Below are 24597 nucleotides of genomic sequence, written 5' to 3'. Positions count from 1 at the left end.
ACAGCTTCTACAGAGAAAATCAATAATCTAAAGGAATTAATTAAAGAAGAAAGAATTTGTGTAGCTGCTTTACCTATGCATACTACACCAAATTGTAATTTAAATGAAATGGTTCACATGTTAACCGATTTGGATGAATTAAGAAAGTTACTTGAAACAGATATATCAGTTGCAATTAACCATGATGTTAATGGACAACCGTGGACTATGGGCCAAGTTATGTTAGATAGTAATATTGATTTCTATTTAACTGGAATCAACATACACTTTGGTGGTATACCATTCCAAAGACCGGCTCAGTTCATGTGGGAAATGTCCGATGGTAGAAAGCTACATTCCTTCGTTGGTGAACATTATTCATTGTTTAGTCAGTTTTTATACACAGAAGAACATAATACAAAACGAATGCATGAGGGGATTATAGAATACGTAAATCGCTTAGAAAAGAAAGGGTATAAGAAAGATTTTGTATTTCTTACAGCTACGAATCCACCTCTATATGATAATAATTGTCCAGATCTTGAGTTGGCTGATTTGGTTCAAAAGTATAATAGTGAGGGACATGAATTTAAGATTCGTTTTGCAACAGCAGAGATGTTAAGAGACAGGCTACTTCAAGAAGATATGAATAAGGTTCCTGTTCATAAAGGTGATTGGACTGACTATTGGAACTTTGGTAGTGGAAGTACAGCAAGAGAAACACGGGTTAGCAGGCTAGCAAAACAAACAATACAAAAAGCTGAAGTTATAGAATGTTTTAACTTAGATTCAAATGGACAATATGAAAGTGTGAAAAAAGAATGTTATGAAAACATTATTGTGTTCGATGAACATACTTGGGGTGCTTCACAGTCTGTTACAGAACCAGATTGTGCAGAAACATATTCACAGCTTATCCATAAAGTGAAGACCGCGTACAATGCTGCTGATTTATCTGGATATTTGTTGAGTAACCAAATGGAAAAGTTATGCAACAACCCTCATCAAAGTAACAATTTAGGTGGGATTGTTGTTGCCAACACTTCACAAGCGGAGCAAGTTATAGAGTTAGCTGTTCCAAAAAGCTATTTGGAAGACAGAAGACATTTAAGTGCATTAAGAACAAAAAATTATGTTCCATATTTAGATCAAAGAGAAGAGACTGTAAACTTTGGACTATTCTATGTCAAACCATTCACTTATCGAACTTTGACTTTTGATAAATTAGAAGAGATTAAGATTGAAAGTAAGGAAAAAGCAACCAATTATAAGATTGAAAAGAATGTATTAGTTACACCTTATTATAGAGTTGTTTTCTGTGAAGAAACTGGACGTATTATCCAGGTACTTGATCTTAAGAATAAGAAACAATTATTAGCTGAGAATAGTGAGTATACACTTTTTGAGCCGATTAGAGAAACTATAGATGAGACGTTGAATGAGCCAGTACGTTCCACATTATTCCCTAGAGATGTGGATTTGGGTAATCAAAGCGTAACTCAATGGAATCACGATTGGAAAGGTCGTAGAGAAAAAGCTACTGATATAGTAAGTTGTGAAATTAGAAAAGAAGACTATAAAGTTACGTTTATTAGTCATATGAAGTTAGAAGGAACAAAACAGCTAGAACAAAAAATTACTTTCTATACTTATAGTCCAAGAATTCATATGGATGTTTCATTTGATAAGGTTCCAGTTTATATGCCAGAATCTATATACTTTGCATTACCACTTGCACTGCAGGCTGGTTGGGAGAGCAGTTATGATACAGCTGGAGAGTTTGTTAAGCTTGATGAAGAACAGATGGGAACAGTATGTAGGGATTGGGTAACTGTTGATACTAATGTGAGTGTATATGACAAAGATATATGTGTTACTCTTGCGTGTAAGGATGCACCATTAGTTCAAATTGGTGACTTCAATTTTGGTAAGGAAAACAAGAAAATAGATAGAAATCAAAATCCATTATTATTGGCATGGGCTCTTAATAATTATTGGGATACCAATTTCATGGCGAATCAATCAGGATATATGCAACTTCAATATGACTTATTTACTTACAATAGTTTTGAACCTAGGCAAGTGCTTACAGATGCTTTAAGTGTACAAAATCCTTGTGTAATTGGTGCAATGGTTGATAGGGAAAATAGAGAAAATGTGTTAATGGCTTGTGAAGGGAACTCTTCCGTGTCACATGTTTATCCTTCAAAAAAAGGTGATGCAATCAATGTATTATTAAAGAATAATACTGGGCAAGTAGATCATTTTACCTTAGAAATGAAAGCTCATTCTATGAAACAAGCTGCAGTAATAAATGTGCAGGAAGAGGTAAAAGAGATTATTGGAATTAATAATAATAAGGCTACAGTTACCATACCACCATATGGCTTTAAAATGGTACAAATGGTATTAGATAAGTAAGTACAATGGCAAAAAGGATTTCAGACTTAAACTGAAATCCTTTTTAGTTGCGTTAAGCTTAATAATTCTGGCTCTGTGTGCAAAGTGTTGGGGTATGATTGCTATCTTCATGCTTCATTCTTGATGTAGAGCTATTTTTATCGAATCGTTCTACAAATCGTATTCTTGGGCATGACATATGTGAACATTGTAGGAGGATACTTTTTTCAGAAACTCTATTATTATTTCTAAAAAAGTTATATACTTGTTTTAAAAAGAGAAGTAAGTTTTATCCAAGATGGTATTAAAAATTTTATAAGGAGGTGCTTTCATGAAGCCAATAGTTTTAGGAATTGCAGGGGCTTCAGCAAGTGGAAAGTCAACATTTTGCGATATGTTGATAAAAGATTTATCTGATTTAAAGGTTACTGCAATTAGAACAGATAATTATTTCAAAGAAAATTTACCAAAGATGGTATCACCAATTTCAAAAATTGAGTATGATGATTACAATCATCCTGAAAGTGTAGATTACAACAAAGTAATAGAGGAATTACATACTCTTATTCAAAAAGGAAAAGAAAATGACATTATTATTCTTGAAGGCATTATGATACTTTACTTTGAGGAGATTAGGAAGTTATTGGATTTAAAGATATTCATTGATTTAGACTCTGATGAACGGATGTATAGAAGGATTAAGCGAAATATGGCTTTATGGGGACTAGGTATGGAGGAGGTAGCTGAATATTTTCTTGATGCCGCTAAACACAGGGAAAGAGAATACGTTCTTTCAACCAAAATGTTTGCTGATATTATAATAAATGGAAATAATCTTGAACCATACCCTCTAGAAGTTATAGCAGGCTGGATTAGAAATAAAGTTAACAAAAACTAATTTTCAAAGTAAAGAACGTAAAGAGGAGAGCAAAAGCTATCCTCTTTCTCTGTTTCTATATGTTCAGTTTTATTCACCAAAGCGTATCGTTTTGTACATTGTCATAGGGAAATTATGATATAAAATAGAAGTGAAACCCAAAGTTGTGTAACAAAGTGCAATCTTAAGAAAAAGGAGCGAATTTGTGCAAAAGGAGAAAATACTTGAAGTAAACTACTATGAGGATTCATGCCTCTTTGAATTAAAAAATGAAAATATAAGTTATATTATGAGTATCTTGGAGAACCAACAATTAGGGCATTTATATTTTGGAAAGCAAATCAACTGTTCTGGACTTTTAAAGCAGTCGCTACAACATAGGGAAAGAGGGGTACAGTCCTGTGTATTTGAAGGAGATATCACTTTTTCACTGGAAGATACCCCAAGGGTATACCCAGAATATGGTACTACTGATTACAGACATCCTGCTTATCAGATAAAAAATAAAGACGGGAATACAATCTCTCATTTAGTTTATAAATCACATAAGATTTTCGATGGAAAGCCTAACTTAATGGGACTTCCTGCAACCTATGTAAGAGATGATACAGAAGCTAAAACACTTGAAATAACATTAGAAGATACCTATCTTTCTTTGGAAACCATTCTGAAATTTACAATCTTCCGTGACTATGATGCCATTACGAGGAGTGTTGAATTTAGGAATCATGGGGAAGAACTGACTATTTTAAATGCTCAAAGTACTTGCATTGATTTTTCAGATGCAGATTATGTTATGTATCATTTGGATGGTGCTTGGGCAAGAGAGCGTCATATCACCAAAAGAAAATTAGTGCACGGCATGCAGTCGATAGAGAGTACATATGGAGCTTCAAGTGCTTTTCATAATCCCTTTCTTGCTTTAGCGAGAGAGGAAGCCACAGAAGCGCAAGGAGAAGTTTTTGGATTTAATTTAGTCTACAGCGGAAGTTTTCTCGCTTCAGTAGAGGTAAATGCTTATGATTTAACGCGAGTATGTATGGGAATCAATCCATTTGACTTTGCATGGCAACTAGAGAAGGAGGAAAGTTTTCAAACTCCGGAGGTTGTTATGGTTTACTCGGATTCTGGCTTCAATGAGATGTCACACACGTATCACTCGCTTTACCGAAATAATCTTGCGCGTGGGGAATGGAAGGATCAGACGACACCAATCTATCTGAATAACTGGGAAGCAACTTATTTTAATTTCAATGAGGAAAAACTAGTAGCGTTAGCAAAAGAAGCGAAAGCCCTAGGTATCGAAATGTTAGTTTTAGATGATGGTTGGTTTGGTAATCGCAATGATGATACCACAAGCCTTGGAGATTGGTATGAAAATAAAGAAAAGCTACCAAATGGATTACATGGACTGGCAAAAAAGATAAATTCCCTCGGTTTATCGTTCGGATTATGGGTTGAACCAGAGATGGTTAACAAAGATAGTAAACTTTACCACGAACATCCTGAATGGGTGATTCAAGTTCCAGGACAGCATATGAGCCATGGAAGAAATCAATATGTACTGGATTTATCCAATCCAGAAGTTGTAGATTATCTGTATCTTCAATTAGTAAGTATCTTAAGTAGTGCTAATATTACATATATAAAGTGGGATATGAATCGTACCATGACAGAAATCGGCTCTTCTTATCTTAAGAAGGAAAATCAAAAAGAGGCAACTCATCGTTATATTTTAGGTTTATATAATTTATTAGAACGCTTAACCACAAGGTTCCCAAAGGTATTATTTGAGTCATGTGCTTCTGGAGGCAATCGTTTTGATGGAGGAATGCTCTATTATATGCCACAGGCATGGACAAGTGATAATACAGATGCAGTCGAAAGGTTAAATGTACAGTATGGAACCTCCTTCGTATATCCACTCCGAAGTATGGCTTCCTATATTTCTCCGAGTCCTAATCATCAGCAAGGTCGTAGTACCAACATTAGGATGCGAGCAGAGGTAGCATACTTTGGAACCTTTGGATTTGGACTGGATATCACTAAGATATCGGATGAGGAAAAGGAAATCGCAAAAGAGGTAATCGAAGAGGCAAAAAGAAATCGTAGATTAATTCAGTACGGTGATTTTTATCGTTTAGAAAGCCCATTTCAATCGAATTATGTATCATGGCTTTGCACGAATCAGAGTAAAACTGAAGTGATACTTGGCTATTATAAGATATTATCAAAAGCCAATCCGAGCTCTAGGAGAATCAGATTAAGAGGGCTTATGGAAGAGAAAGAGTATCTTTGTGAAGAAACCAATGAAATTTATTCAGGCAATCAGCTGATGTATTTTGGTTTCATACTGCCAATGGAAGAAGTTAAAGAAGGTGATTTTATTAGCCATATGTACCATTTTCATGAGATTTCATCCATATCTAAAGCAGGTAAAAATATATAAGAAAGATATATAAGGAAGATAAATAAGGAAGATAAATAAGGAAGATATATTAGAAAGACAAACCAGGTTTACAACATGGAGGGCTCTTATGACGAATAAGATTATGAAGAAGGAACGTGGAAAAAAAATCTATCTATTAGAAAATAACTGCCTTCAAGTAAAAGTTGTTCCCTCAATGGGAGGAAAGACGATTTCTATCTTTCATAAAGAAAAACAGTTTGAACTGTTATATGACAGAGGAGGAACTCAGCTCAAAAAAAGTAAAAGGGGTGATTCTTTTGAGTCAGGGGAAGCGAGCGGCTTTGATGATGCATTCCCTTGTATTGAGAAAGAAAACATAAACTTTCAAAATCACAATCTTTGTTACGAAGATCATGGAGAAATTTGGACTTCTTCTATGAGTCTTGATAATGATTCCTTATTGGATACGCTAAAACTTAAGGTACAGGGAATTCACCTTCCTTATTCCTACGAGAAGAGAATAACGCTTTCAGAGGATACAGTTTCCTATCATTATGAGATTACAAATAATGGAGAATTTGATTTTCCTTGTATCTGGGCGATGCATTGCCTTGTGCGTTATGAGGAGGATATGAAAATTCTGTATCCAGACCATGTCTTGGAATTTGAGAATGTTTTAATAAGTAAAGAATTAGGAGAAGAAGGAACTCTCTATCAGAATAGGAGTAATAATCAGTTAGAGTTAAACGTGAGTAATATAAATTATAGTTATCCGTTCGATAAAGTCCCATCCAAAGAGAGTAAGACAATGTTAAAATATTATGTGAAGAGCGATAGCAAAGAAGGTTTTTGTGGATATGAATATCCAACGAGCGGAATAAGGTGCAGTATTCGATATGAGAAAGATATGTTACCTTATCTTGGTGTATGGGTGAATGCAGGAGGATATAGGGGGGAATATAATTGTGCTTTGGAGCCTGCGAATGGTTACTATGATAGTATTTCAAAGGCATTAGAGAGAAAAAAGTGTAAGATACTTACAGTAGGGGAAAGTATATCGTTTTCCCTTCATATCACGCTTAGTACAATTTAACCTCATCAGGGAAGTCCCCCGCTTCTGTAAGAGGGGGTAAGGACTTGTTTCAGCAGTAGTTCAAGCTACTGCTGAAAGGCCACGTAGTGGCAATGAGGTTATGAGCTGGTAGCGTAAGCGGATTGCGAATATCCGCTTTGACAACAATTACAATTGTGTCTTATCTGCATAGATACTTGATAGCTTTCCATGAAACCGATGATAGTATATGCTCTAACGGATCTACTTTCTTGAAAATATCGGTAAACATTAATGAAATATAGAAAATTATCGGTAAACATTAATGAAATATAGAAAAATATCGGAGACATAAAAAAAAAGAAAAATTCCCTCTTAGGTTAGTTGTCTCATAACCCAAGAGGGAATTTTCTATGTAATTTTTTTAAATTCAGAAGGACTCATTCCTGTTGCCTTATGAAAAATCCGACTAAAATAATGAGGATCTGTATAGCCCACCATTTCTGAAATGAGAGAGATGTTTAACTCCTCGTTGTTTAATATTAGTAGCTTTGCTTCTTCCATTCGAAGAGAAAGTAGGTATTTAAAGGGCGGCATACCATGATATTTTCTAAAAATTCTGGAGATATAAGAGGTACTAAAATGATATAGTTCTGCGATAGTCTCCACAGTAATCGGAGAGTGGTAATTTACTTCAATATACTTCTTGATATCTAGATAGAGTTGTCTGGTATCCATCGTGATTTCTGAACTCTGTTCTATCAGTTCTTCAAGGATGAGGCATATCTGATTGTAAAGTGTTTGTTTGTCTTTCGAATTTGCGATATGTTCACAAAGTCTTTTCTGGTAGCATTCTTTCGTTTCTGCTTCTTCACACATTGACGAGACGATATCTCGTAACTTGTTTTCTAAATAATCCTGTGGAACGCCTTCTTCGTCATAAAGGATAAATAGATTTCTTAAAGAGGGCACTAGGCTTGCCTGCATGCCTTTTTTTAACATTGCGGGTATATTCGTTATGAACGCATTTGTCTTATTCTGTACAGTAGTGGAAGGAGCATAGACCTGCCCTTCAAGGAAAAATTTTGATCTACATGGTATTAGATTATTTCGTAGCGTGAATCTAAGTTTTTGAGCCATCTCCCAAATCTCATGAAACAGGATGGAAGAAATAGATGCACAAAAAGTAATGTCTATCTTCCCCTCTAGTTTAGAAGTAAGAGTGTGGTGCAGAGATTTCCCACTATTTGATTTGGTAGCAGAAGTTATAATTACTTTACAATTAGGGAATTTTTCATCAATTACCCACCATGCAGTATTAGGAAGAAGAGCATCTTGTAAGGTATGATGTAAGTCTAGATGTTCCCATAACGTATGAATCTCATCCATGTGAAGTATATTGCTACAGTTCTCGTATAGGTTACCAAGACACACAAGATACATATAAAAACGTTGATTCTTAAACTCATAAGGCAGTGTCTTACTATTTGCCTTCCCTGATAATTGATTGGTTATAATATGACATGTAGTATCTTGATAGGACTTTTCTAAGCTTTCGTAGATTTTTTGGGAGGTTTCTTCCAATGTTTCAATCTTAATTGGTTTAAGAAGGTAATCCATTACACCATAACGGATGGATTGTTGTGCATATTCAAATTCATTATAGCCACTGACGATGACGATTTTTAAATTAGGATTGAAGTCTTTTGCCTCTTTCGTTAGTTCTAATCCATCCATCATAGGCATTCTAATATCAGTAAATAAAATATCGGCATGATATTCTTTTATTAAATCAAGAGCATCTTTACCATTGGTTGCCGTACCTACAATGTGAAATGGTAATGATAGCGATTTGATTTTACTTACCAAGTTATCTAAGATTGGTATTTCATCTTCTGCTACAACAACCTTATAGGATCTATTTGTTATCATTTTGTAATCCTCCCTCTATTTTACCTCCAATGGTTATGGTTGCTCCAGAGTCTTCATTGTTCCGAATTTCAAAAATTGTATCCTCTTTGTACTGTATTTTTAGGCGGTAATAGATATTAAAAAGACCAATTTTATGATTGGATGAAAAACTAAATTGATTATTTTTTATTATTTCATTATATTCTGATAACACTTCTTCTTTAAATCCAACCCCATTATCTGTAACGGAGATGGTCCAATGATCAGCGTCTATCGTACCATTTACCGAGATTAGCCATGGGGACCGGATATGAAACGCATATTTAAAACAATTCTCTATTAATGGATGGAGTAATAGTTTTGGTATAGTAAGTTCATAGAGAGCATCTGGTAGTGTTGTGCTTACTTTAAAATGATCAGGATATCGATATTCCATCAAGGACAGGTATTTATCAACATATTCTAATTCACATCTTACGGTTACCAAGGAATGATTTTCTATTGTGACATAACGAAGCATACTAACGAGACTGTCACACATATGTACGATGTCTGTATTACCACTATCCTCTGCTTTAATACTTATTACGGTGATTGTATTATATAAGAAATGTGGGTTCATTTGCGCTTGTAAGGCAATCATTCTTGCCTGAATTTCGCTTGATTTTGCTAATACAGTCTGGCTTAAAGAATCTTGTAAACGAGAAACCATCTCTGCATAAGCTTCACTTAGCATAGTCAACTCATAAGTGAAAAGCTCTTGTTTTGTTTCTTGTTGCTTACTTAAGTCATTTAAGTTTAAATTGCTAATGGCATAATGTATTTCTTTGATTGGCTTTGTTAGTTTTCTTGCAATAATATAACTTAAAAATAAGGTAATTAGCAAGACAAGGATACCTAAGCATAGTATAATATTTCTAAAGGTGATAACAGGTTGTAAGAGCTGATCTCTTGTTTGAGAAACAACAACAGTCCAATTAGAATAATCGGATTTAGAGAATGCAATGATTTCAGCTCGCTCCTTCCTTTCTATGGGCATAGTTCCAAAACTATCCTTGCATTGTTTGGTTTTTTCATAGTAATCGAACGTGTTTGTTTTAATAGCCGGATAGATTTGATTTCCATGTTCATCAAATACATAAGAATGAACGGAGACCTTAGTGGAAGCATTTTGAATTAGAGTCGCTTTTTCAATATGCTTAGCAAAGGTTTCATAAGTGGCTTGGATTTCTACTATACTATCATATTTTGCACCAAAGACTTCAGAGAATGACCTAGCAATAGAGATCGGTATATGCTCCTGTAAGGTCTTGTCTTCAACAATAGGAACAATGTACAATCTACCGCGTAAATCAAGACAAGAGGGGAACCAATCTCTATTTTTAATATTGTCCTTATCCATGACACGAATATCAAATTTATTTCCAAATTCTACAAAGTTTCCGTTCAATCCTATCAAATTGATTTGGTACTCCAAAGTAGAACCGGTGGTCGTTGATAACAAGTTAAATAGTTTGGACTTCTTATTTAGTAAATTATAATTACTGGAATTCAAATCATAAAAAGAACTCTTAATCGGTTCGGATGAAATAATCCGATTCGCTAAGGAATTCATATTTTTAATCTCGGAGTCAAGATATTGAATGGTATTGATAGAAAGCTGTTGTAAAGACTCCGAAGCTCTTTGCTCTAGCAGTGTAGAGGCATATCGATAAAACAGGGTTGCAAGAAGCGTTATTAAAGTTACGATAATGGTGGAATAACAAAAAAATAAGCGAGAACGTATAGTTGAAAATAACTTCATATTTCACCTCGTCAAACAATGCTTTTTGTACAGAAACAGTAAGAAAACCTAAGATTAGTATAGCATAGTGCTAGAAAGCTCACAAGTAAAGGTGTGACATTTGAACAAAAATGTATAAAATAATTGTTCAGTTTTCTCCACATATGTGTGCATGAAAATGTATCTGATTTTATCTGAAAATCATTTATGATAAAGCTGTCAATACACAGAAAGGGAGGTACATAGATGAAAAAGAAAGTATTTAAAAAAGTTTTATGTTGTGCTTTGGTTATTTCAATGGTATCAGTTCTGGGAGGATGCGGCAAGGAGAAGGCAGAAAAAAGTAATGTGGGAAGCAAGGAACCAACTGCAACCCAACAACCTACGAAAGAGGCAGAAAATCAAGGGGATAAAAAAGTAGAAGGTGTTACGTTAAGTTTTATGGCATCTCAGAACTGGGTGAACAAAGGTTCCAGTGTAGATGATGAGCTTAACAAAAAGTTTGAAGAAGAGACCGGAATTAAGATTGACCTACAAGTTGTTCCAGATGATCAGTATGTAAATGTTTTAAAAACCAAGTTAGGTACTGGTGAGGTACCGGATATCTTCATGGTATCTGGTGGAGTTGGTGCACAGAAGTTCATGCCAGAAACATATTTTGCAGACCTTTCAGGTGAAGCTTGGGTTTCCAGATATGTTGACTATGCGAAACAGGGTACGAGTATCGATGGAAAGATTATGGGATTTATGAGATGGAATGTAGATGGCTGGGGTATTTTATATAATAAGGACATCTATAATAACTTAGGACTTCAGGTTCCAAAGACGTATGAAGAGTTTACTGCAAATTGTGATACTTTATTAAAGAATGGAATTATTCCTGTTTATGAAAGCGGTAAGGAATCCTGGCACTGGGCTATTTGGTTATCAAACTTTGGACCTTACGCTGCAACAAAACATCCAGATTTATATTCAAAATTAAATAATAATGAGATGAAGTTTGTAGAGGTACCTGAGTTTGAGCAATTCTTAGCTGAATTAAAAGAATCCTATGACAAAGGTTACCTTGGTCAGAACAGTTTAGCAAATACATGGGATGCTGCTTATGAGTCACTTGGTACAGGAAAATCAGCAGGCTATGTAGCTTATCAGTCTTATCAGAATGAAGTAAAAGAAAAATACCCTGATAGTACAGCAGATACTTGGGAAATGTATCCGATTCCATTTGTAGGAAATAATGTATATTCTCACTCCGCTGGTGGTAATATGTGTGTTGCTTACAAAGATTCCAAAAATCTTGATTATATAAAACAATTCTTTGATTTCTTAGCAAGAGAAGATAACTTAAATACATACTATAAAGGTAGACCTGACATTCAATCTAACCCTTCCTTTGTAGACGTGGAAGGCAAAGCTACAGCAGCTGGAAAATCAATCGTAGCAAATACACCAGGTGGTTCTGGAATGGATATGGAATATGGAGTATTATATTGGGATAATACCATTGTTGGACAGTATATTCAGGAAGTCTTATTAGGATCTCTTACACCAAAGCAAGCGCTTGAAGCAATTGATATGGACCGTCAGAAGATGTTTGATGCAACCAATGATTAATAGTTTGTTATGGATGTGGTAAATAGTTATTAAAACAGCATAAATATTAAAAGTAATTAGAGCAAACGATGGGGGGATGGCACATTCCTAAGGTCAGTGCCGTCCCCATTTCATAAGAGGTGAAGTTGGTGAAACGAAATAAAACTTACAGCAAACTATACATAATGCCTGCATTTATAATATTCTTCACTTTATTCTTGCTACCTAGCATTATTGGCTTATTCTATTCCTTTACCAATTGGAATGTAATGAGTGAGCATATTAAATTTATTGGATTTGACAATTATAAAAGTATTTTTTCAGATAAGAGAATGTTACATGTCTTTGGAAATACATTTTTTTATGCAATATTAACGTCTTTATTAAAAGGAGCATTTGGTCTTCTCTTAGCATTAGCGTTGAATAGGGAAATTAAGTCCCGGAACTTTTTGCGTACCATATTCTTTCTACCAATGATTCTATCGAACTTGATTGTAGGATTGGTATTCCAGCAAATTTTTCATCCAGATACAGGAGTGTTGAATCAATTTCTTAATCTGATTGGTATTACTTCTAATATTGGTTGGATTATAGAGCCTAATCTGGTTATGTGGTCTTGTGTTGCAATAGAGGTATGGAAGGCATCTGGTTTTAACATGGTAATCTTTCTTGCTGGTCTACAGTTGGTACCAAAGGAAATGTATGAGGCGAGTGAGGTGGATGGTGCGAATGGATGGCAGAAATTTAAAAGTGTTACCTTACCATTTATCATGCCTTCTGTTATGATTAATATGTTACTCAATGTAATTTCTGGCTTAAAGGTATTTGATGTTATCTTTGCATTAACCAATGGTGGTCCGGGTAGAGCATCTGAAGTTGTTAATATTACGATATTTAAATCCTTCTCTATGGGGAATTATGGCTATGGTACAGCTCTAAATACGATAATGTTTATTATCCTAGCTATTATCTCAGTCAGTGTTATTCAATTCTACACGAAGAATGAGGGGGTGGAATAAATGAAGAAAAAGCAACGAATTTTAAACCTTATGTTAGGAATACTTTTATGGTGTTTTAGTTTACTTATCATTATTCCACTGTTCATGATTGTATTAAATTCAGTAAAAAATGTACCCGAATCAGCAGTCATGAGTTTAAAGTTGCCAACAGAATTTCATTTTGAAAATTTTTTAGTAGTATTAAAGGACGATAAGTTACTTCGTTCCTTTCTCAACAGTTTTCTGTTAGTAACAGGATCTTGTACAATAACTTTATTAGTATCATCTCTTGCTGCTTTTGTGTTGGTAAGGGACCGAAGTAAATCCAATCGTTTTATATATATCTTATTTTTACTTGGTTTGGTGGCACCAATTAATTATATTGCTACGGTAAAGGTACTACAGTTATTGCACATTATTAATACGTACATAGGAGCAATACTACTATATACGGCACAGTTTATTCCATTTACTGTATTTATATATTATGGATTTATTGGTAGTATTCCACGGAATCTAGATGAAGCTGCAATGATTGATGGCAGCAGGGGAATTAAGTTGTTTTTTCAAATCATCTTTCCATTGTTAAAACCTGTTACTATGACTGCGGTTGTTATCAATGCACTGAATTGCTGGAATGACTTTATTGTCCCACTATACTTCTTAAATTCCTCTGATAAATGGGGCGTTGTAATGAGAATGTATAACTATTTTAGTCAGTTCGTGAGCTCTTGGAACCTAGTTTGTTCTGTGATGATTGTTACAATGCTTCCAATTATAATTCTCTATATTATAGGGCAGAAATATTTAATTTCTGGTATGACAGCGGGAGCAGTAAAGGGTTAGTTAAGAATAATGTAGCACCATAATTAAAGCCGTATGCTTTGTTTTATGGTGCTTTTTGTTTCACATAAGAGACTTTTTCGTTTCCCAATCCCGTACACAAAATGTGATATTCTCACGTTCTTTTATAAGTAGGGATTGTAATAATATTCATAATATGGTAATATTATGGTAGTAAATTTTGTTAAAAATTTATCAAAATTTTAAGGAGGATTTTATGAAAAAAATACTTGTATTACTTATGTGTCTTGTATTAGCAATGGGGGCATTTACAGCTTGTGGTAAAAAAGATGCTAAGACTAATGTGGACACAGGAACAAAAGCTAAAGTTAAAACAGGTTTAGCAGTAATTACATCAGCTGGCTCATCTAAAGATGCTGGTGATGCCGATGGACTTGCTCAAGCAGATTCTACTGCAGCAGCAGTTATCGTTGATGAAAAAGGCGTAATCGTTGATTGTGTAATTGATGTTGTTCAAACAAAAATTAAGTTTTCAAAAACTGGTGAAATTACAACTGATTCTGCAGCAGAGTTTGTTTCTAAACACGAACTTGGTGATGCATATAAAATGAAAGAGGCTTCTCCTATCAAAAAAGAATGGTATGAACAAGCAACAGCTCTTGCAGAATACGTAATCGGAAAAACTTTAGATGAAGTAAAAGGTATTGCCATTGATGAAAAAGGTACTCCAACTTCTGCAGACTTAACAAGTTCCGTAACTATGAAAGTTGGTAGTATGTTAGAAGCAGTTGAAAAAGCAGTTACTAATGCTGAATCTTTAGGAGCTACTGCAGGTGATAAATTAGGTTTAGGAATTATATCCAAACTTGGACATAGTACTAAGAACGCTGCTGATGGAGATGGTGTGGCTCAAGCTTACACACATTATGGCGTTGTTACATTAGGTGCTGATGGTAAAATAACTAGCAGTATAATCGATGCTTCACAAGCAAATATTAGTTTCTCTAAAGAAGGAAAGATAACTTCTGATTTAGCTGCAACATTCCAAACTAAAAATGAGTTAGGTGAAGGCTATAATATGAAAGGTGCATCTTCTATTAGTAAAGAATGGAATGAGCAAGCAAAAGCATTTGCAGATTACATTGTTGGTAAGACAGTAGGAGAAGTAACAGGCATTGCTCTTAATGAATCAGGTGTTCCAACTTCTACAGATCTTACAAGTTCTGTTACAGTTTCAATTGGTGATTTCCTAACTGTAATTGAAAAAGCTTGCACTACTGCAAAATAAGCAACTTAATAAATATAAGAGGTAGGATACCTACCTCTTATATTTTTCTTGCACCTGATGGGCGCATGACCTTACATTTATACACCGATCAAAGGAGTTAACCAATTTGAGTAAAAAGCTAGTTATATTATCATTACTACTTACAATTCTTATAACTACCACTTCTTGTAGTGTAAAAGAACAGAATAGATATAGTGCCCAATTTCTAGAACTATTCAACACCGTAACTGAAATAGTTGGTTATTCTGATTCAAAGGAAGATTTCTCGGTTTTCTCACAACTTATTTATGATAATTTAGAAGAATATCACCAACTATATGACAAATACAAGGAATATGAAGGAATTCATAATATAAAATCAATTAATGATAATGCAGGAATCAAACCTGTAAAAGTAGATCAACGAATTATTGATTTATTACTCTATTCTAAAGACATTTATGAATTATCGGGTGGAGGAGTGAATGTTGGCATGGGTTCAGTGCTCGAAATTTGGCATGATTACAGAGAAGAAGGAATTAATGATCCTGAAAGTGCTAAATTACCTCCTATGGAACAATTAGAAGCTGCTAACTTGCATACGGATATAGATAAACTAATTATTGATGAAATAGCTTCTACTGTTTATCTTTCAGACAAACATATGAAACTTGATGTCGGGGCTATTGCAAAAGGATATGCGACAGAACAAGTATGTAAGATAGCTGAGGAGAATGGATATAAGAATTTTTTAATCAGTGTTGGTGGAAATGTACGTGCAGTTGGAAAGAAAGGTCCCAAAAAGGAACTTTGGAGTGTTGGAATACAAAATCCAGATAGATATTCAGAGCAACAAAGCCTTTTTACATTGGAAATAACTGATTTATCTTTAGTAGCCAGCGGCGATTATGAGCGATATTATACCGTAGATGGGAAACGATATCACCATATAATTAATCCTGCAACACTAATGCCCTCCGAATACTTTACATCTGTATCGGTAATCTGCAAAGATTCAGGTTTAGCGGATGCATTGTCAACAACCATATACAACATGTCTTTTGAAGAAGGCAAGGCATTGATCGAGAGTTTAGATGATGTTGAAGCTTTATGGGTATTCCAAGATGGGGAATTAGAATATTCAGAAAATTTTGAAGATCTTATAAAAAAATAGTGGTTTGTCATTCACAGTAAAAATTCAACGAAGTTGAATTGAGAAGAATCTTTTTTAATCTGTCATATCATATTTGACATTGAGGAGCGTGCACATGAAAATTGAGAGTGAAGCAAAACTAACGACGCTTGAGTCCGTTAGTATGATTGTTGGGCATAGCATAGGGACAGGAATTATTGCGGTTCCTTATTTGGCCACAAGAAACAGTTTGTTTGATGTTATTTGGATGGTTTTCCTTGCTTATTGTGTCAATGTCATTTTACATCTGATTATTGCTGAACTTTCTTATAATAACGGTGGTGTTCAGCTTGTTAAAAGCTTTGAGGGTGAACTTTTTCACGGCAAGGCAAAGAAGATTTTTAGTTGGATTATGTTTTGTGTGTATGGATTGGCAATTATGGTGGGCGTTAGCGGTAATATCAACGGTGGAGCCCAGACCATACAGAATTCATTTCACGTACCCTTTGCGATCTCACAGGTTATATATTATTTGATAGCGGGGATTGTAGTATTTATTGGGATGAAAGCAGTTGGTATTGCACAAAAATACGCGGTTATTTTGATGATTGGTATCGTAACCATCATGACTTTTGGAACATTTACCCTTCCATTAGAACAGCTTAAAATACCTCAACCTCAACTAAATAATTTAATGGCTTTATTTAGTATGATAGTTTTTGCAACTTCGGCAAATCAAGCAGTGATTCAATCCGTCAAGGGATTGGAAGGCAATGTTAAAAAAGTGAGAAAATCTATATTTATTGGATTTGCAATCTCATGCATATTTGTGTTAGTTGTTACAATTACAGTATTGATTGGTGTGAAGGGAACTCCTGACCAAGAACTTGCATATCTTCAACTAGGAGAAAATATAGGAGTATGGGCAAAATTCCTTGCGGGTATGTTCTCAATTTTTGCGTTATTAACAACATTTTGGTCCAACACTCTTAGTCTTCGAGATGTGGTACATGAACAAACTGGGATAAACAATAAGGTTTGTTGGATTATTGCCACCGTGCCTTGCTTATTATTTGCTATTTTCGGTGTAAGTAGCTTTATTATCTTGACAAGAATTATGAGTGGAGTTGTGGTACTGGTAAGTGTTATGCTTGTAATTACATATAACAAATCAAGAAGAAAGGCGGGTAGCAGTCCTATATGTGGGAAATTAGGAACTGTACCTTTTCAGATACTTATGATAGTATCAACAATTCTGTGTGCAATTGGGGCAATTGTGCCTGTAAGTTGAGGTGAATGTAATGTATAGTAATGAAAATATTTGTATTGACGATGATAATGTATTCTCTTTGGTTATGCCGACAGACAGGCCTTTAAAGATTTTGCAATTAACGGATTTACATTTGGGGTTTGGACTTATTTCCAAAAAAGCCGACACACTTGCAATGAATGCTGTAAAAGTTCTCGTTAAGAAAACATCGCCTGATTTAATCGTTCTTACGGGAGATAGTATTTTTCCGTTTATTCCAAAGTCCGGAACGCGCAACAACATGAAACAAGCAGAGAAATTGGTTGCATTTTTTGATGGATTAAAAATTCCTTATGCCTATTTGTTTGGAAATCATGATATTGAGATGGGCTCAAAAGGAAATAAGGAGCAAATTGCAGATATAATATGCGGTGGTAATTACAGCATTTTTTCCAAAGGTGACGCAAATATATTCGGTGTTGGAAATTATTTGATTAAGGTACTTAACTTCAAAAAGGAGCTGGTGTCGGCACTTGTGATGCTAGACTCGAACATGTATGGGAATGGTTGGTTTTTCAGTGGATTTGACTGTATACATTCCGATCAGATTGATTGGTGCATGCACAACTTATCTAAACTCAAAGAGCAAAATAGTAAATTAAAGGCACTTGCGTTTTTTCATATGCCACTAGCTGAATATAAGATTGCATATGAGAAAATGAAATTAGGAGATAAGACAGTTACTTATAATTTTGGTAGTATTGGTGAGGAGAACGATTATTTAGGAATTTCAAAAAATAAGTGCGATTTTTTTGAAAAGGCTTTGGAAAATGGAGTAATTAAGGCAATGTTTTGTGGGCACGACCACTATAACACTCTTTCCTTAACCTATAAGGGAATTATGTTGAGCTATGGAATGTCAATCGATTATCTTGGATATAGGGGCATCGAGAAGAGATACACTCAAAGAGGTGGAACAACAATTACACTGAATCAAGATGGTTCGTTTTGTGTGGCACCTGTCCCATTAACTCGCGTGGTATCAGGTCGTGTTAGGGGACAAAAAAGCTATGACAATGTTACTGCAGGAAAAGGGTGATATATTGGTTCACCTTAACAATGTTCAACTAGGAATCATCAGTCTCAATGCTTCGGGGTTGGGACTTTTTTGATTTTTAGGAAAAAACTCTTGCCTAAGTGACACCTTTTGGTATAAAGATTGCTAAAGAATTTAGGATTGAAATTAGTCTTAAAAAGTGTTATGCTACCAACGGTAAACAAAAAAATCTAAAATATAGACTATCAATTGTAAAATTACGATTGAGAAGATAATATATGGAAGGGACTGTAAAATTATTGTGAAACAGCCCCTTTTTTATTGATAAAGAAAGGTAATAATATGATAAAAGTTGAAAACATGTCCTACTCTTTTCCACAAAAGGATTTATATAATAAAATTTCATTTACTTTAGAAGATGATCAACATTGTGCTTTTATAGGAACAAGTGGCACTGGAAAAAGTACATTAATAGATATAATTATGAACCCTGAAAGATATATATTCGGTGGAAAGTTAGAGATAACCCCTAACTGCAGAATCGGGTATGTAAGTCAGTTCTCGCAATTGGATAAAACAAGTGAAATTACAGTCTTCCAATATATAGCGGAAGAATTCATTGAGTTACAAAATGAAATAACCTCTATTTGTATTGAAATGGAATCATCTTCGGATATTGACTCTTTAATGGAAAAGTACCAACAATCGTTGGATGCATTTCAAGCAATTGGCGGCGATGATTACGAAAGTAACATTACTAAGAAACTAAATCTAGCCAACCTAAGTAAGTATGAAGATCTTATGGTATCGAAACTTAGTGGTGGGGAATTCAAACTGATTCAAGTAATTAAGGAAATGCTAACAGCTCCAGACTTAATGATTATGGATGAACCTGATGTATTTTTGGACTTTGAACACCTTAATGCACTTAAGAATCTAATTAATTCACACAAAGGGATTATGCTAGTTATTACGCACAACCGATATCTATTGAATCATTGTTTTAATAAAATAATACACTTAGAAAACACAGAACTCCAAGAGTTTAATGGAAGATATATTGATTATAATTTCTCGTTACTTCAAAGTAAAATCGAGTTACAAGAACAAGCTTTTGCTGAAGCACAGGAAATTGAGAGAAATAAGATAATAGTCGATAAACTAAGATTTGCCGCAACTTATTACACTTGTGCCTCTAGAGGACGAGCGCTAGATGCCAGAGTTTCACTTTTAAAAAGATTACAAGAGCGTAGAATAAAAGAGCCATTTGTTGATATTAAACAACCGGAAATCAGTTTAGTTGCAGAAAATGAAATCAAAGAAACGACTGTTTTAAAAGTTAATGATTATAGCGTTGCATTTAAAGATGTACTTTTAGAGAATGTAAACTTTGAAATTAACTCTACTGACAAAGTAGCCCTTATTGGTCCCAATGGTAGTGGAAAAACAACTTTACTTCGTGAAATCTTTAAAAATAATCAGGAGTCTATTGAGATACATGAAGACGCCCACATGGCCTTTTTATCTCAGCTTCAAGACGAAATGCTAAATGAGTCGAATACGATAGTAGAAGAGTTTCTCGAGGCTGGGTTTAAAACTTATGATGAGATTCGAACACATCTTTTTAACTATGGTTTTGAGGAAGAACTCATGAATCAAAAGATAGAAGCTTTATCTGGTGGAGAGAAAAACTTACTTCAGATGGCTAAAATTTCTGCTAGTAAAGCAAATCTGTTGCTTCTTGATGAACCAACCAGTCATCTAGACACTTATTCACAGATAGCGCTAGAAAAAGCCATAGAAAACTATAACGGCGCGATTCTAATGATTTCTCATGATTTCTATTCTATAGCAAACTGTATGGATTATGTTTTACTCATTGAAGATAAGAGGATTAGAAAAATGAGTATACGAAAATTCAGAAAGATGATTTATGCGAATCATTTTGATAAAGACTATTTAGAAATTGAACAAAAGAAAAAAGCAGTGGAAACGAAAATAGCCTTGGCTTTAATGGATACTAATTTTGTGCTAGCAAAAGCTTTATCTGAAGAATTAGAAGCACTGATTAAATTACTATAATAAAAGACTGTTTTTGGAACTATCGTAGAGCGATACGCACATATGCTACGGTGAACCGTATCATAAGTAAATGAGGTTTTTACTAAAATTGGATTTTAAAATGTAATGATAAAAGTTTGGATAACGCCTACAGGGTTGGCTATAGTAGAAGCCTTCCTTGTGGCGTTTTTTTATAATTAAACAAGCATATATAAATAAAGGAGCAGTAGATAAAAAAGCATAGATAAACATTTGACAAATATATCATTTGTTGATATATTATATTTAATGATATATCAATAAATGATATATATATATAATAGGAAGGAGAATTTTATGCCAAGAAAAGATTCTATTGATATTGGGGAACTAACAGATTCTGCTTTTTATATTTTATCTAGTGTTATTGAGGAAAAGCACGGATACCTAATTATGAAAACTATTGAGAACCTTACTAATAATGAAGTTACTATTGGTCCTGCATCACTTTATACAACACTGAAAAAGCTTTTAGCAGCAGATTTGGTGGAGTTAAATTCTGATACAGATGAAAATAAAAAAGTATATAAAATAACAAATAAAGGACGAGAGATGCTCATAAAAGAGATTGAGCGTAAAAAACAGATGGTTAAATTTGCTCAAAATTTTTTATATTAGAAAAGGGGGATATTCATGAAAAGTAAATATGTAATGATTAGTGGACTTGCCTTTAGTGAAGAAGGTGATATGGAAAAACTAAAAAATTATGCAAGTCAAGGTTGGATATTAGAAGACATAGTAGGGGGCTTTTTCTATAAACTAAGAAAAGATAAGCCTCAGAACATAGTATATAACCTAGATTACCAAACAGAGACAAATGAAGAATACTTCACTATATTTAAAGAAGCAGGATGGAAACTTATTGTTTCTAAAGAAAATTATATGCACATTTTTTCAGCGCAAGCTGGAACTAAACCTATTTATAGTGATTGTGAATCAGAAATAGATAAATATACAAGTATAAGAAATCAAACAAGTAAAGGGACTCTATATTCTTTAATAATAGCTATAGCACTAATGGGGTTGCTAGTTATTTCCTTAATTGTTATTAAACCTATATCTCTGATTATCCTTGGATTATTAATAATTAATATATTTATATTCGTCTTTAATTTTATGCCTTATTTAGCATATAATTCAAGAATTAAGCAAATAAAAAAATATGGTAAGTGTAATAGTGAAGCAATAGATAATAAAAGTTCATGGAAACTATATGCAATTGCAGGAGTTCTATGGTTAGCTATAGGAATATGGCATTTAATTGGGAAACTATATTTTTCTGCAGTATTTCTTATAGTTTTTGGTACTTATTTTATTTTTTCAAGTTCAGCTTACTTTAAGAAATATAAAAAGTCTTTATAAATTATATACAAATTAAAGATATGAAGATAGTGGTGATAGAAAACTCTTACCTTAACAATATGGGTAAGAGTATTTTTATGTAGAAGGTAATAACTATGATAGAAATTAGTTATTTTAGAGAACAAGAAAAAGTTATATTCATGTCTTGCAAGTGATACGGAGAATCGCACCATAAATAAGTTGAGATTAACTTATTGTGTTGGATATATTGGTGTGATTGTTCCTAATACTTCTATTCCAAGGTTCTTTGCATTTTCTTTCATCCATTAGCAATATGCAATTATTACTCTACTAATTTCAATAATTCCAAAGCTATGAAGAGGTTAGGTATTATTTTAATACCATTTTGAACTATGGAGTTACACTTAGTTAGATTCATATAGGTATAGGTAAGCTATAAGATTTTTATAGATAATTTATATGACACATTTACATTGAATTAGTAGAATTATGAGTGGAGATACTTTATAATAGATAAAAAATAGTAGGAGGCTTGACTTGAAAAAAGGAATTTATTTGAACGATTCTATTCATGGATTGATTTCATTAACCGAATATGAAAGAAGAATTGTTTCAACAATTGGTTTTAATCGTCTCCATGACGTATATCAAAATTCTACGGTATATCTAACATTTCCAACCAATCGAACCAAACGATTTGAACATTCCGTTGGTACGATGAAACTTTGTTCTGATATGTTTTTTCAATCGTTACTGAATACAACAGATTCTATGTTGGGTGAATTCTTTGAAATCTTTGATATAGAATTTGCCACGATTTTAGATAGATTAAGACAGCAGATGGATGTTTGTGAAGAAAAATTAGGTAGCAGACTCCCGGAGGCGATGCCACAGATTGAGCTAGATAAGTTGAGACATTCCCTTATACCGAACAATATCCCTGATCAGTATAAAGTCATTTATCTTATCCTCATTCAATCTATCCGGGCAGCGGCATTGTTACATGATATTGGACATCCTCCATTTAGTCATATAGTAGAATTTGCGCTTAAAGATGTTTACCTTGAATATAAAGATAAAGCAGTTAGTGAAGAGGAAAATGCAAAAGAATTTATCTCGATTATGTCGAAATACTTTGAGGGTAATAAGAAATTACACGAACAAATGGGTGACGAAATTAGCGAGGGTATTTTAAGCAAAATTATCGTGCCAATTTCAGAGGATGATGAGAAATACGATGAGAATTTATTTGAGCTTCTAATATTAGAAAGTGTAAAAAAAATTTTTGCAGAAGATGGGGCATTTAGTTATCTTCATAGGATTATTGATTCTAGTTTGGACGGAGACCGTTTGGATTATGTGACGAGAGATGTAATCAATTCGGGAAAGGATTCTGGAAAGATAGAGTATAGCAGAATCATTAATGATATGCAGTTGATTGTGGAGAACGGAGAGATTTTTTTCTGTGTTCCATTAAAAGCAGTAAGTTCGGTCGAGGATTTTGTTAAGCGTAGATATAATAGCTATAAAGATATTATTTATCATCATAGAGTCATCCAATCTGATTATATTCTGGAAGGAATCGTAAAAGATTTGGTGAAGAAATATTTGAATGAAACAGTATTGGAGAAACAGCGTGACAACGAAGTACTGATACCATTTGATATCTCAGGACTTTGGTTTCCACTTGGTGATAAAAAGTCAGCAATCAAAGCAAATGCACTTTCTCAATGGAATGACTCCTGGTTAATGACCGTATTGAGACAAATTTATTATACGGAATATTATCATAATAAAGAGATTGAAGAAGGCACTGGGGACTTTGTGCTAGAACAACGTCTGGCGGAATTGTTGCGTAATAGCAAGCGGTATCATTCCCTGATTAAACGGAGTGAGAATTTCAAGATTATTGACGACGCTGTGAAACTGGAGATAATGAAGCGCAAAGGCGAGATTGAAGCGTTCCTTAGGAAGGAAAATGAGTTAACTGGTAGGGATAGATCCACGGAACTGATTCATCAAATGCTAGGCATTACGATGAAAAATTCTTCTGGCTTTGTTTTATCGTTTATTTCGAGATACAGTAAGGAAATGAAAATCGAAGAAGCCTTTGAAAAGATGGTAAGTGAAATTGTTAGGAAGGAAACAAACGATATAGTTACCGACCTTAAGACTTATGATACAGTTACATTATTTAAACGTATTTCGATTGGATTAGATTCTCCAATTTATTTCTATAATCATAAGGGAACAATTTGTACCTTAAAAGATATCAGTGGAATTGCTGATATATTACAGCTTGATTCCGATTATCTGCCGGTCTTCTATATCTACATTTTAGCAAAAGATGAAGACGGGATTCTAAAGGAGAAAAGAGAAGAACTGTTAGGTTCCATTGGTAAACGGATCGGTGCTGAGATTATGAAAAGATTAAGAATTTAGGAGGGGATATCATGACAAAACATAATATCTATACAATGAGTGTCGCAAGTGTCTATCCACTTTATGTTACGAAGGCGGAAAGAAAAGGACGTACAAAAACAGAAGTTGATGAAATCATCTGTTGGCTGACAGGCTATAGCCAGGAAGGGTTACTAGAACAACTAGAAAAGCAGACGGACTTTGAGACCTTCTTTGCGAATGCTCCGAGGCTGAATCCATCC

The 24597-nt window shown here is 34.1% G+C and carries 18 protein-coding genes; 16 read left to right on the top strand and 2 right to left on the bottom strand.

The window, feature by feature from the left end:
- The 4 genes from RTP52_RS16520 to RTP52_RS16505 form a co-directional block, all read left to right on the top strand.
- Positions 1–2400, top strand: a 2400-nt coding sequence (locus tag RTP52_RS16520) for a hypothetical protein (protein WP_312372563.1), incomplete at its 5' end; no start/stop codon positions are given.
- Positions 2401–2710: 310 nt separating this feature from the next.
- The gene (locus RTP52_RS16515; protein ID WP_312372561.1) at positions 2711–3277 is read left to right on the top strand and encodes a uridine kinase family protein; all 567 of its coding nucleotides are present in this window, start codon (positions 2711–2713) and stop codon (positions 3275–3277) included.
- 184 nt (positions 3278–3461) lie between these two features.
- Complete coding sequence (locus RTP52_RS16510; protein ID WP_312372560.1) at positions 3462–5705, top strand: alpha-galactosidase; 2244 nt, start codon at positions 3462–3464, stop codon at positions 5703–5705.
- A gap of 88 nt (positions 5706–5793) precedes the next feature.
- Complete coding sequence (locus RTP52_RS16505) at positions 5794–6759, top strand: DUF5107 domain-containing protein (RefSeq protein ID WP_312372559.1); 966 nt, start codon at positions 5794–5796, stop codon at positions 6757–6759.
- Positions 6760–7128: 369 nt separating this feature from the next.
- On the opposite strand, the gene RTP52_RS16500 is transcribed toward RTP52_RS16505, so the two are convergent.
- Both RTP52_RS16500 and RTP52_RS16495 read right to left on the bottom strand, forming a co-directional pair.
- Positions 7129–8649 (bottom strand): response regulator transcription factor, encoded by a 1521-nt coding sequence (locus RTP52_RS16500; RefSeq protein WP_312372558.1) that lies wholly within the window; start codon positions 8647–8649, stop codon positions 7129–7131.
- A complete protein-coding gene (locus RTP52_RS16495) occupies positions 8636–10432 on the bottom strand; it encodes a cache domain-containing sensor histidine kinase (RefSeq protein ID WP_312372557.1) in 1797 nt (598 codons plus the stop codon). Before RTP52_RS16495 ends, RTP52_RS16500 begins: the two co-directional genes overlap by 14 nt.
- A 225-nt stretch (positions 10433–10657) precedes the next feature.
- Here RTP52_RS16495 and RTP52_RS16490 point away from each other — a divergent pair, with 225 nt between their 5' ends.
- The 12 genes from RTP52_RS16490 to RTP52_RS16435 all read left to right on the top strand — a co-directional run.
- On the top strand, positions 10658–12025 hold the full coding sequence (locus RTP52_RS16490) for an ABC transporter substrate-binding protein (protein WP_312372556.1): 1368 nt from the start codon (positions 10658–10660) through the stop codon (positions 12023–12025).
- Between the two features lie 128 nt (positions 12026–12153).
- Positions 12154–13023 (top strand): carbohydrate ABC transporter permease, encoded by an 870-nt coding sequence (locus RTP52_RS16485; RefSeq protein ID WP_312372555.1) that lies wholly within the window; start codon positions 12154–12156, stop codon positions 13021–13023.
- The gene (locus RTP52_RS16480) at positions 13024–13848 is read left to right on the top strand and encodes a carbohydrate ABC transporter permease (RefSeq protein ID WP_312102998.1); all 825 of its coding nucleotides are present in this window, start codon (positions 13024–13026) and stop codon (positions 13846–13848) included.
- 214 nt (positions 13849–14062) lie between these two features.
- Entirely contained in the window at positions 14063–15094 is a 1032-nt protein-coding gene (locus RTP52_RS16475; protein ID WP_312372554.1) for a hypothetical protein, read from the top strand.
- A 106-nt stretch (positions 15095–15200) separates the two neighbouring features.
- Complete coding sequence (locus tag RTP52_RS16470) at positions 15201–16247, top strand: FAD:protein FMN transferase (protein ID WP_312372553.1); 1047 nt, start codon at positions 15201–15203, stop codon at positions 16245–16247.
- A gap of 94 nt (positions 16248–16341) precedes the next feature.
- Complete coding sequence (locus RTP52_RS16465; RefSeq protein WP_312372552.1) at positions 16342–17496, top strand: amino acid permease; 1155 nt, start codon at positions 16342–16344, stop codon at positions 17494–17496.
- Positions 17497–17506: 10 nt separating this feature from the next.
- Entirely contained in the window at positions 17507–18553 is a 1047-nt protein-coding gene (locus tag RTP52_RS16460; RefSeq protein WP_312372550.1) for a metallophosphoesterase, read from the top strand.
- Between the two features lie 300 nt (positions 18554–18853).
- Positions 18854–20593: an ABC-F family ATP-binding cassette domain-containing protein gene (locus RTP52_RS16455; protein ID WP_312372548.1), complete on the top strand. Its 1740-nt coding sequence runs from the start codon at positions 18854–18856 to the stop codon at positions 20591–20593.
- A 315-nt stretch (positions 20594–20908) separates the two neighbouring features.
- Positions 20909–21229, top strand: coding sequence for a PadR family transcriptional regulator (locus RTP52_RS16450; RefSeq protein ID WP_312372546.1), 321 nt, complete (start codon positions 20909–20911; stop codon positions 21227–21229).
- Between the two features lie 15 nt (positions 21230–21244).
- A complete protein-coding gene (locus RTP52_RS16445) occupies positions 21245–21973 on the top strand; it encodes a DUF2812 domain-containing protein (RefSeq protein WP_312372545.1) in 729 nt (242 codons plus the stop codon).
- A gap of 498 nt (positions 21974–22471) precedes the next feature.
- Positions 22472–24376, top strand: a complete 1905-nt coding sequence (locus RTP52_RS16440; protein WP_312372544.1) for an HD domain-containing protein — start codon at positions 22472–22474, stop codon at positions 24374–24376.
- An 11-nt stretch (positions 24377–24387) separates the two neighbouring features.
- A partial coding sequence (locus RTP52_RS16435; RefSeq protein WP_312372542.1) for a DUF2200 family protein occupies positions 24388–24597 on the top strand: 210 nt, incomplete at its 3' end.

This window comes from Lachnoclostridium sp. (genome assembly GCF_031997925.1).
Taxonomy (GTDB): domain Bacteria; phylum Bacillota; class Clostridia; order Lachnospirales; family Lachnospiraceae; genus Lachnoclostridium.
The sequence above is the reverse complement of the archived record's forward strand: the minus strand, read 5'-3'. Positions and strand labels throughout refer to the sequence as shown.

What these genes read in the sequence shown, in the direction of transcription:
- RTP52_RS16490 (WP_312372556.1), top strand. Translation starts at nt 10,658, where the DNA reads ATGAAAAAGAAAGTATTTAAAAAAGTTTTATGTTGTGCTTTGGTTATT.
- RTP52_RS16445 (WP_312372545.1), top strand. Translation starts at nt 21,245, where the DNA reads ATGAAAAGTAAATATGTAATGATTAGTGGACTTGCCTTTAGTGAAGAA.
- RTP52_RS16495 (WP_312372557.1), bottom strand. Translation starts at nt 10,432, where the DNA reads ATGAAGTTATTTTCAACTATACGTTCTCGCTTATTTTTTTGTTATTCC.
- RTP52_RS16475 (WP_312372554.1), top strand. Translation starts at nt 14,063, where the DNA reads ATGAAAAAAATACTTGTATTACTTATGTGTCTTGTATTAGCAATGGGG.
- RTP52_RS16450 (WP_312372546.1), top strand. Translation starts at nt 20,909, where the DNA reads ATGCCAAGAAAAGATTCTATTGATATTGGGGAACTAACAGATTCTGCT.
- RTP52_RS16480 (WP_312102998.1), top strand. Translation starts at nt 13,024, where the DNA reads ATGAAGAAAAAGCAACGAATTTTAAACCTTATGTTAGGAATACTTTTA.
- RTP52_RS16505 (WP_312372559.1), top strand. Translation starts at nt 5,794, where the DNA reads ATGACGAATAAGATTATGAAGAAGGAACGTGGAAAAAAAATCTATCTA.
- RTP52_RS16455 (WP_312372548.1), top strand. Translation starts at nt 18,854, where the DNA reads ATGATAAAAGTTGAAAACATGTCCTACTCTTTTCCACAAAAGGATTTA.
- RTP52_RS16500 (WP_312372558.1), bottom strand. Translation starts at nt 8,649, where the DNA reads ATGATAACAAATAGATCCTATAAGGTTGTTGTAGCAGAAGATGAAATA.
- RTP52_RS16515 (WP_312372561.1), top strand. Translation starts at nt 2,711, where the DNA reads ATGAAGCCAATAGTTTTAGGAATTGCAGGGGCTTCAGCAAGTGGAAAG.
- RTP52_RS16465 (WP_312372552.1), top strand. Translation starts at nt 16,342, where the DNA reads ATGAAAATTGAGAGTGAAGCAAAACTAACGACGCTTGAGTCCGTTAGT.
- RTP52_RS16460 (WP_312372550.1), top strand. Translation starts at nt 17,507, where the DNA reads ATGTATAGTAATGAAAATATTTGTATTGACGATGATAATGTATTCTCT.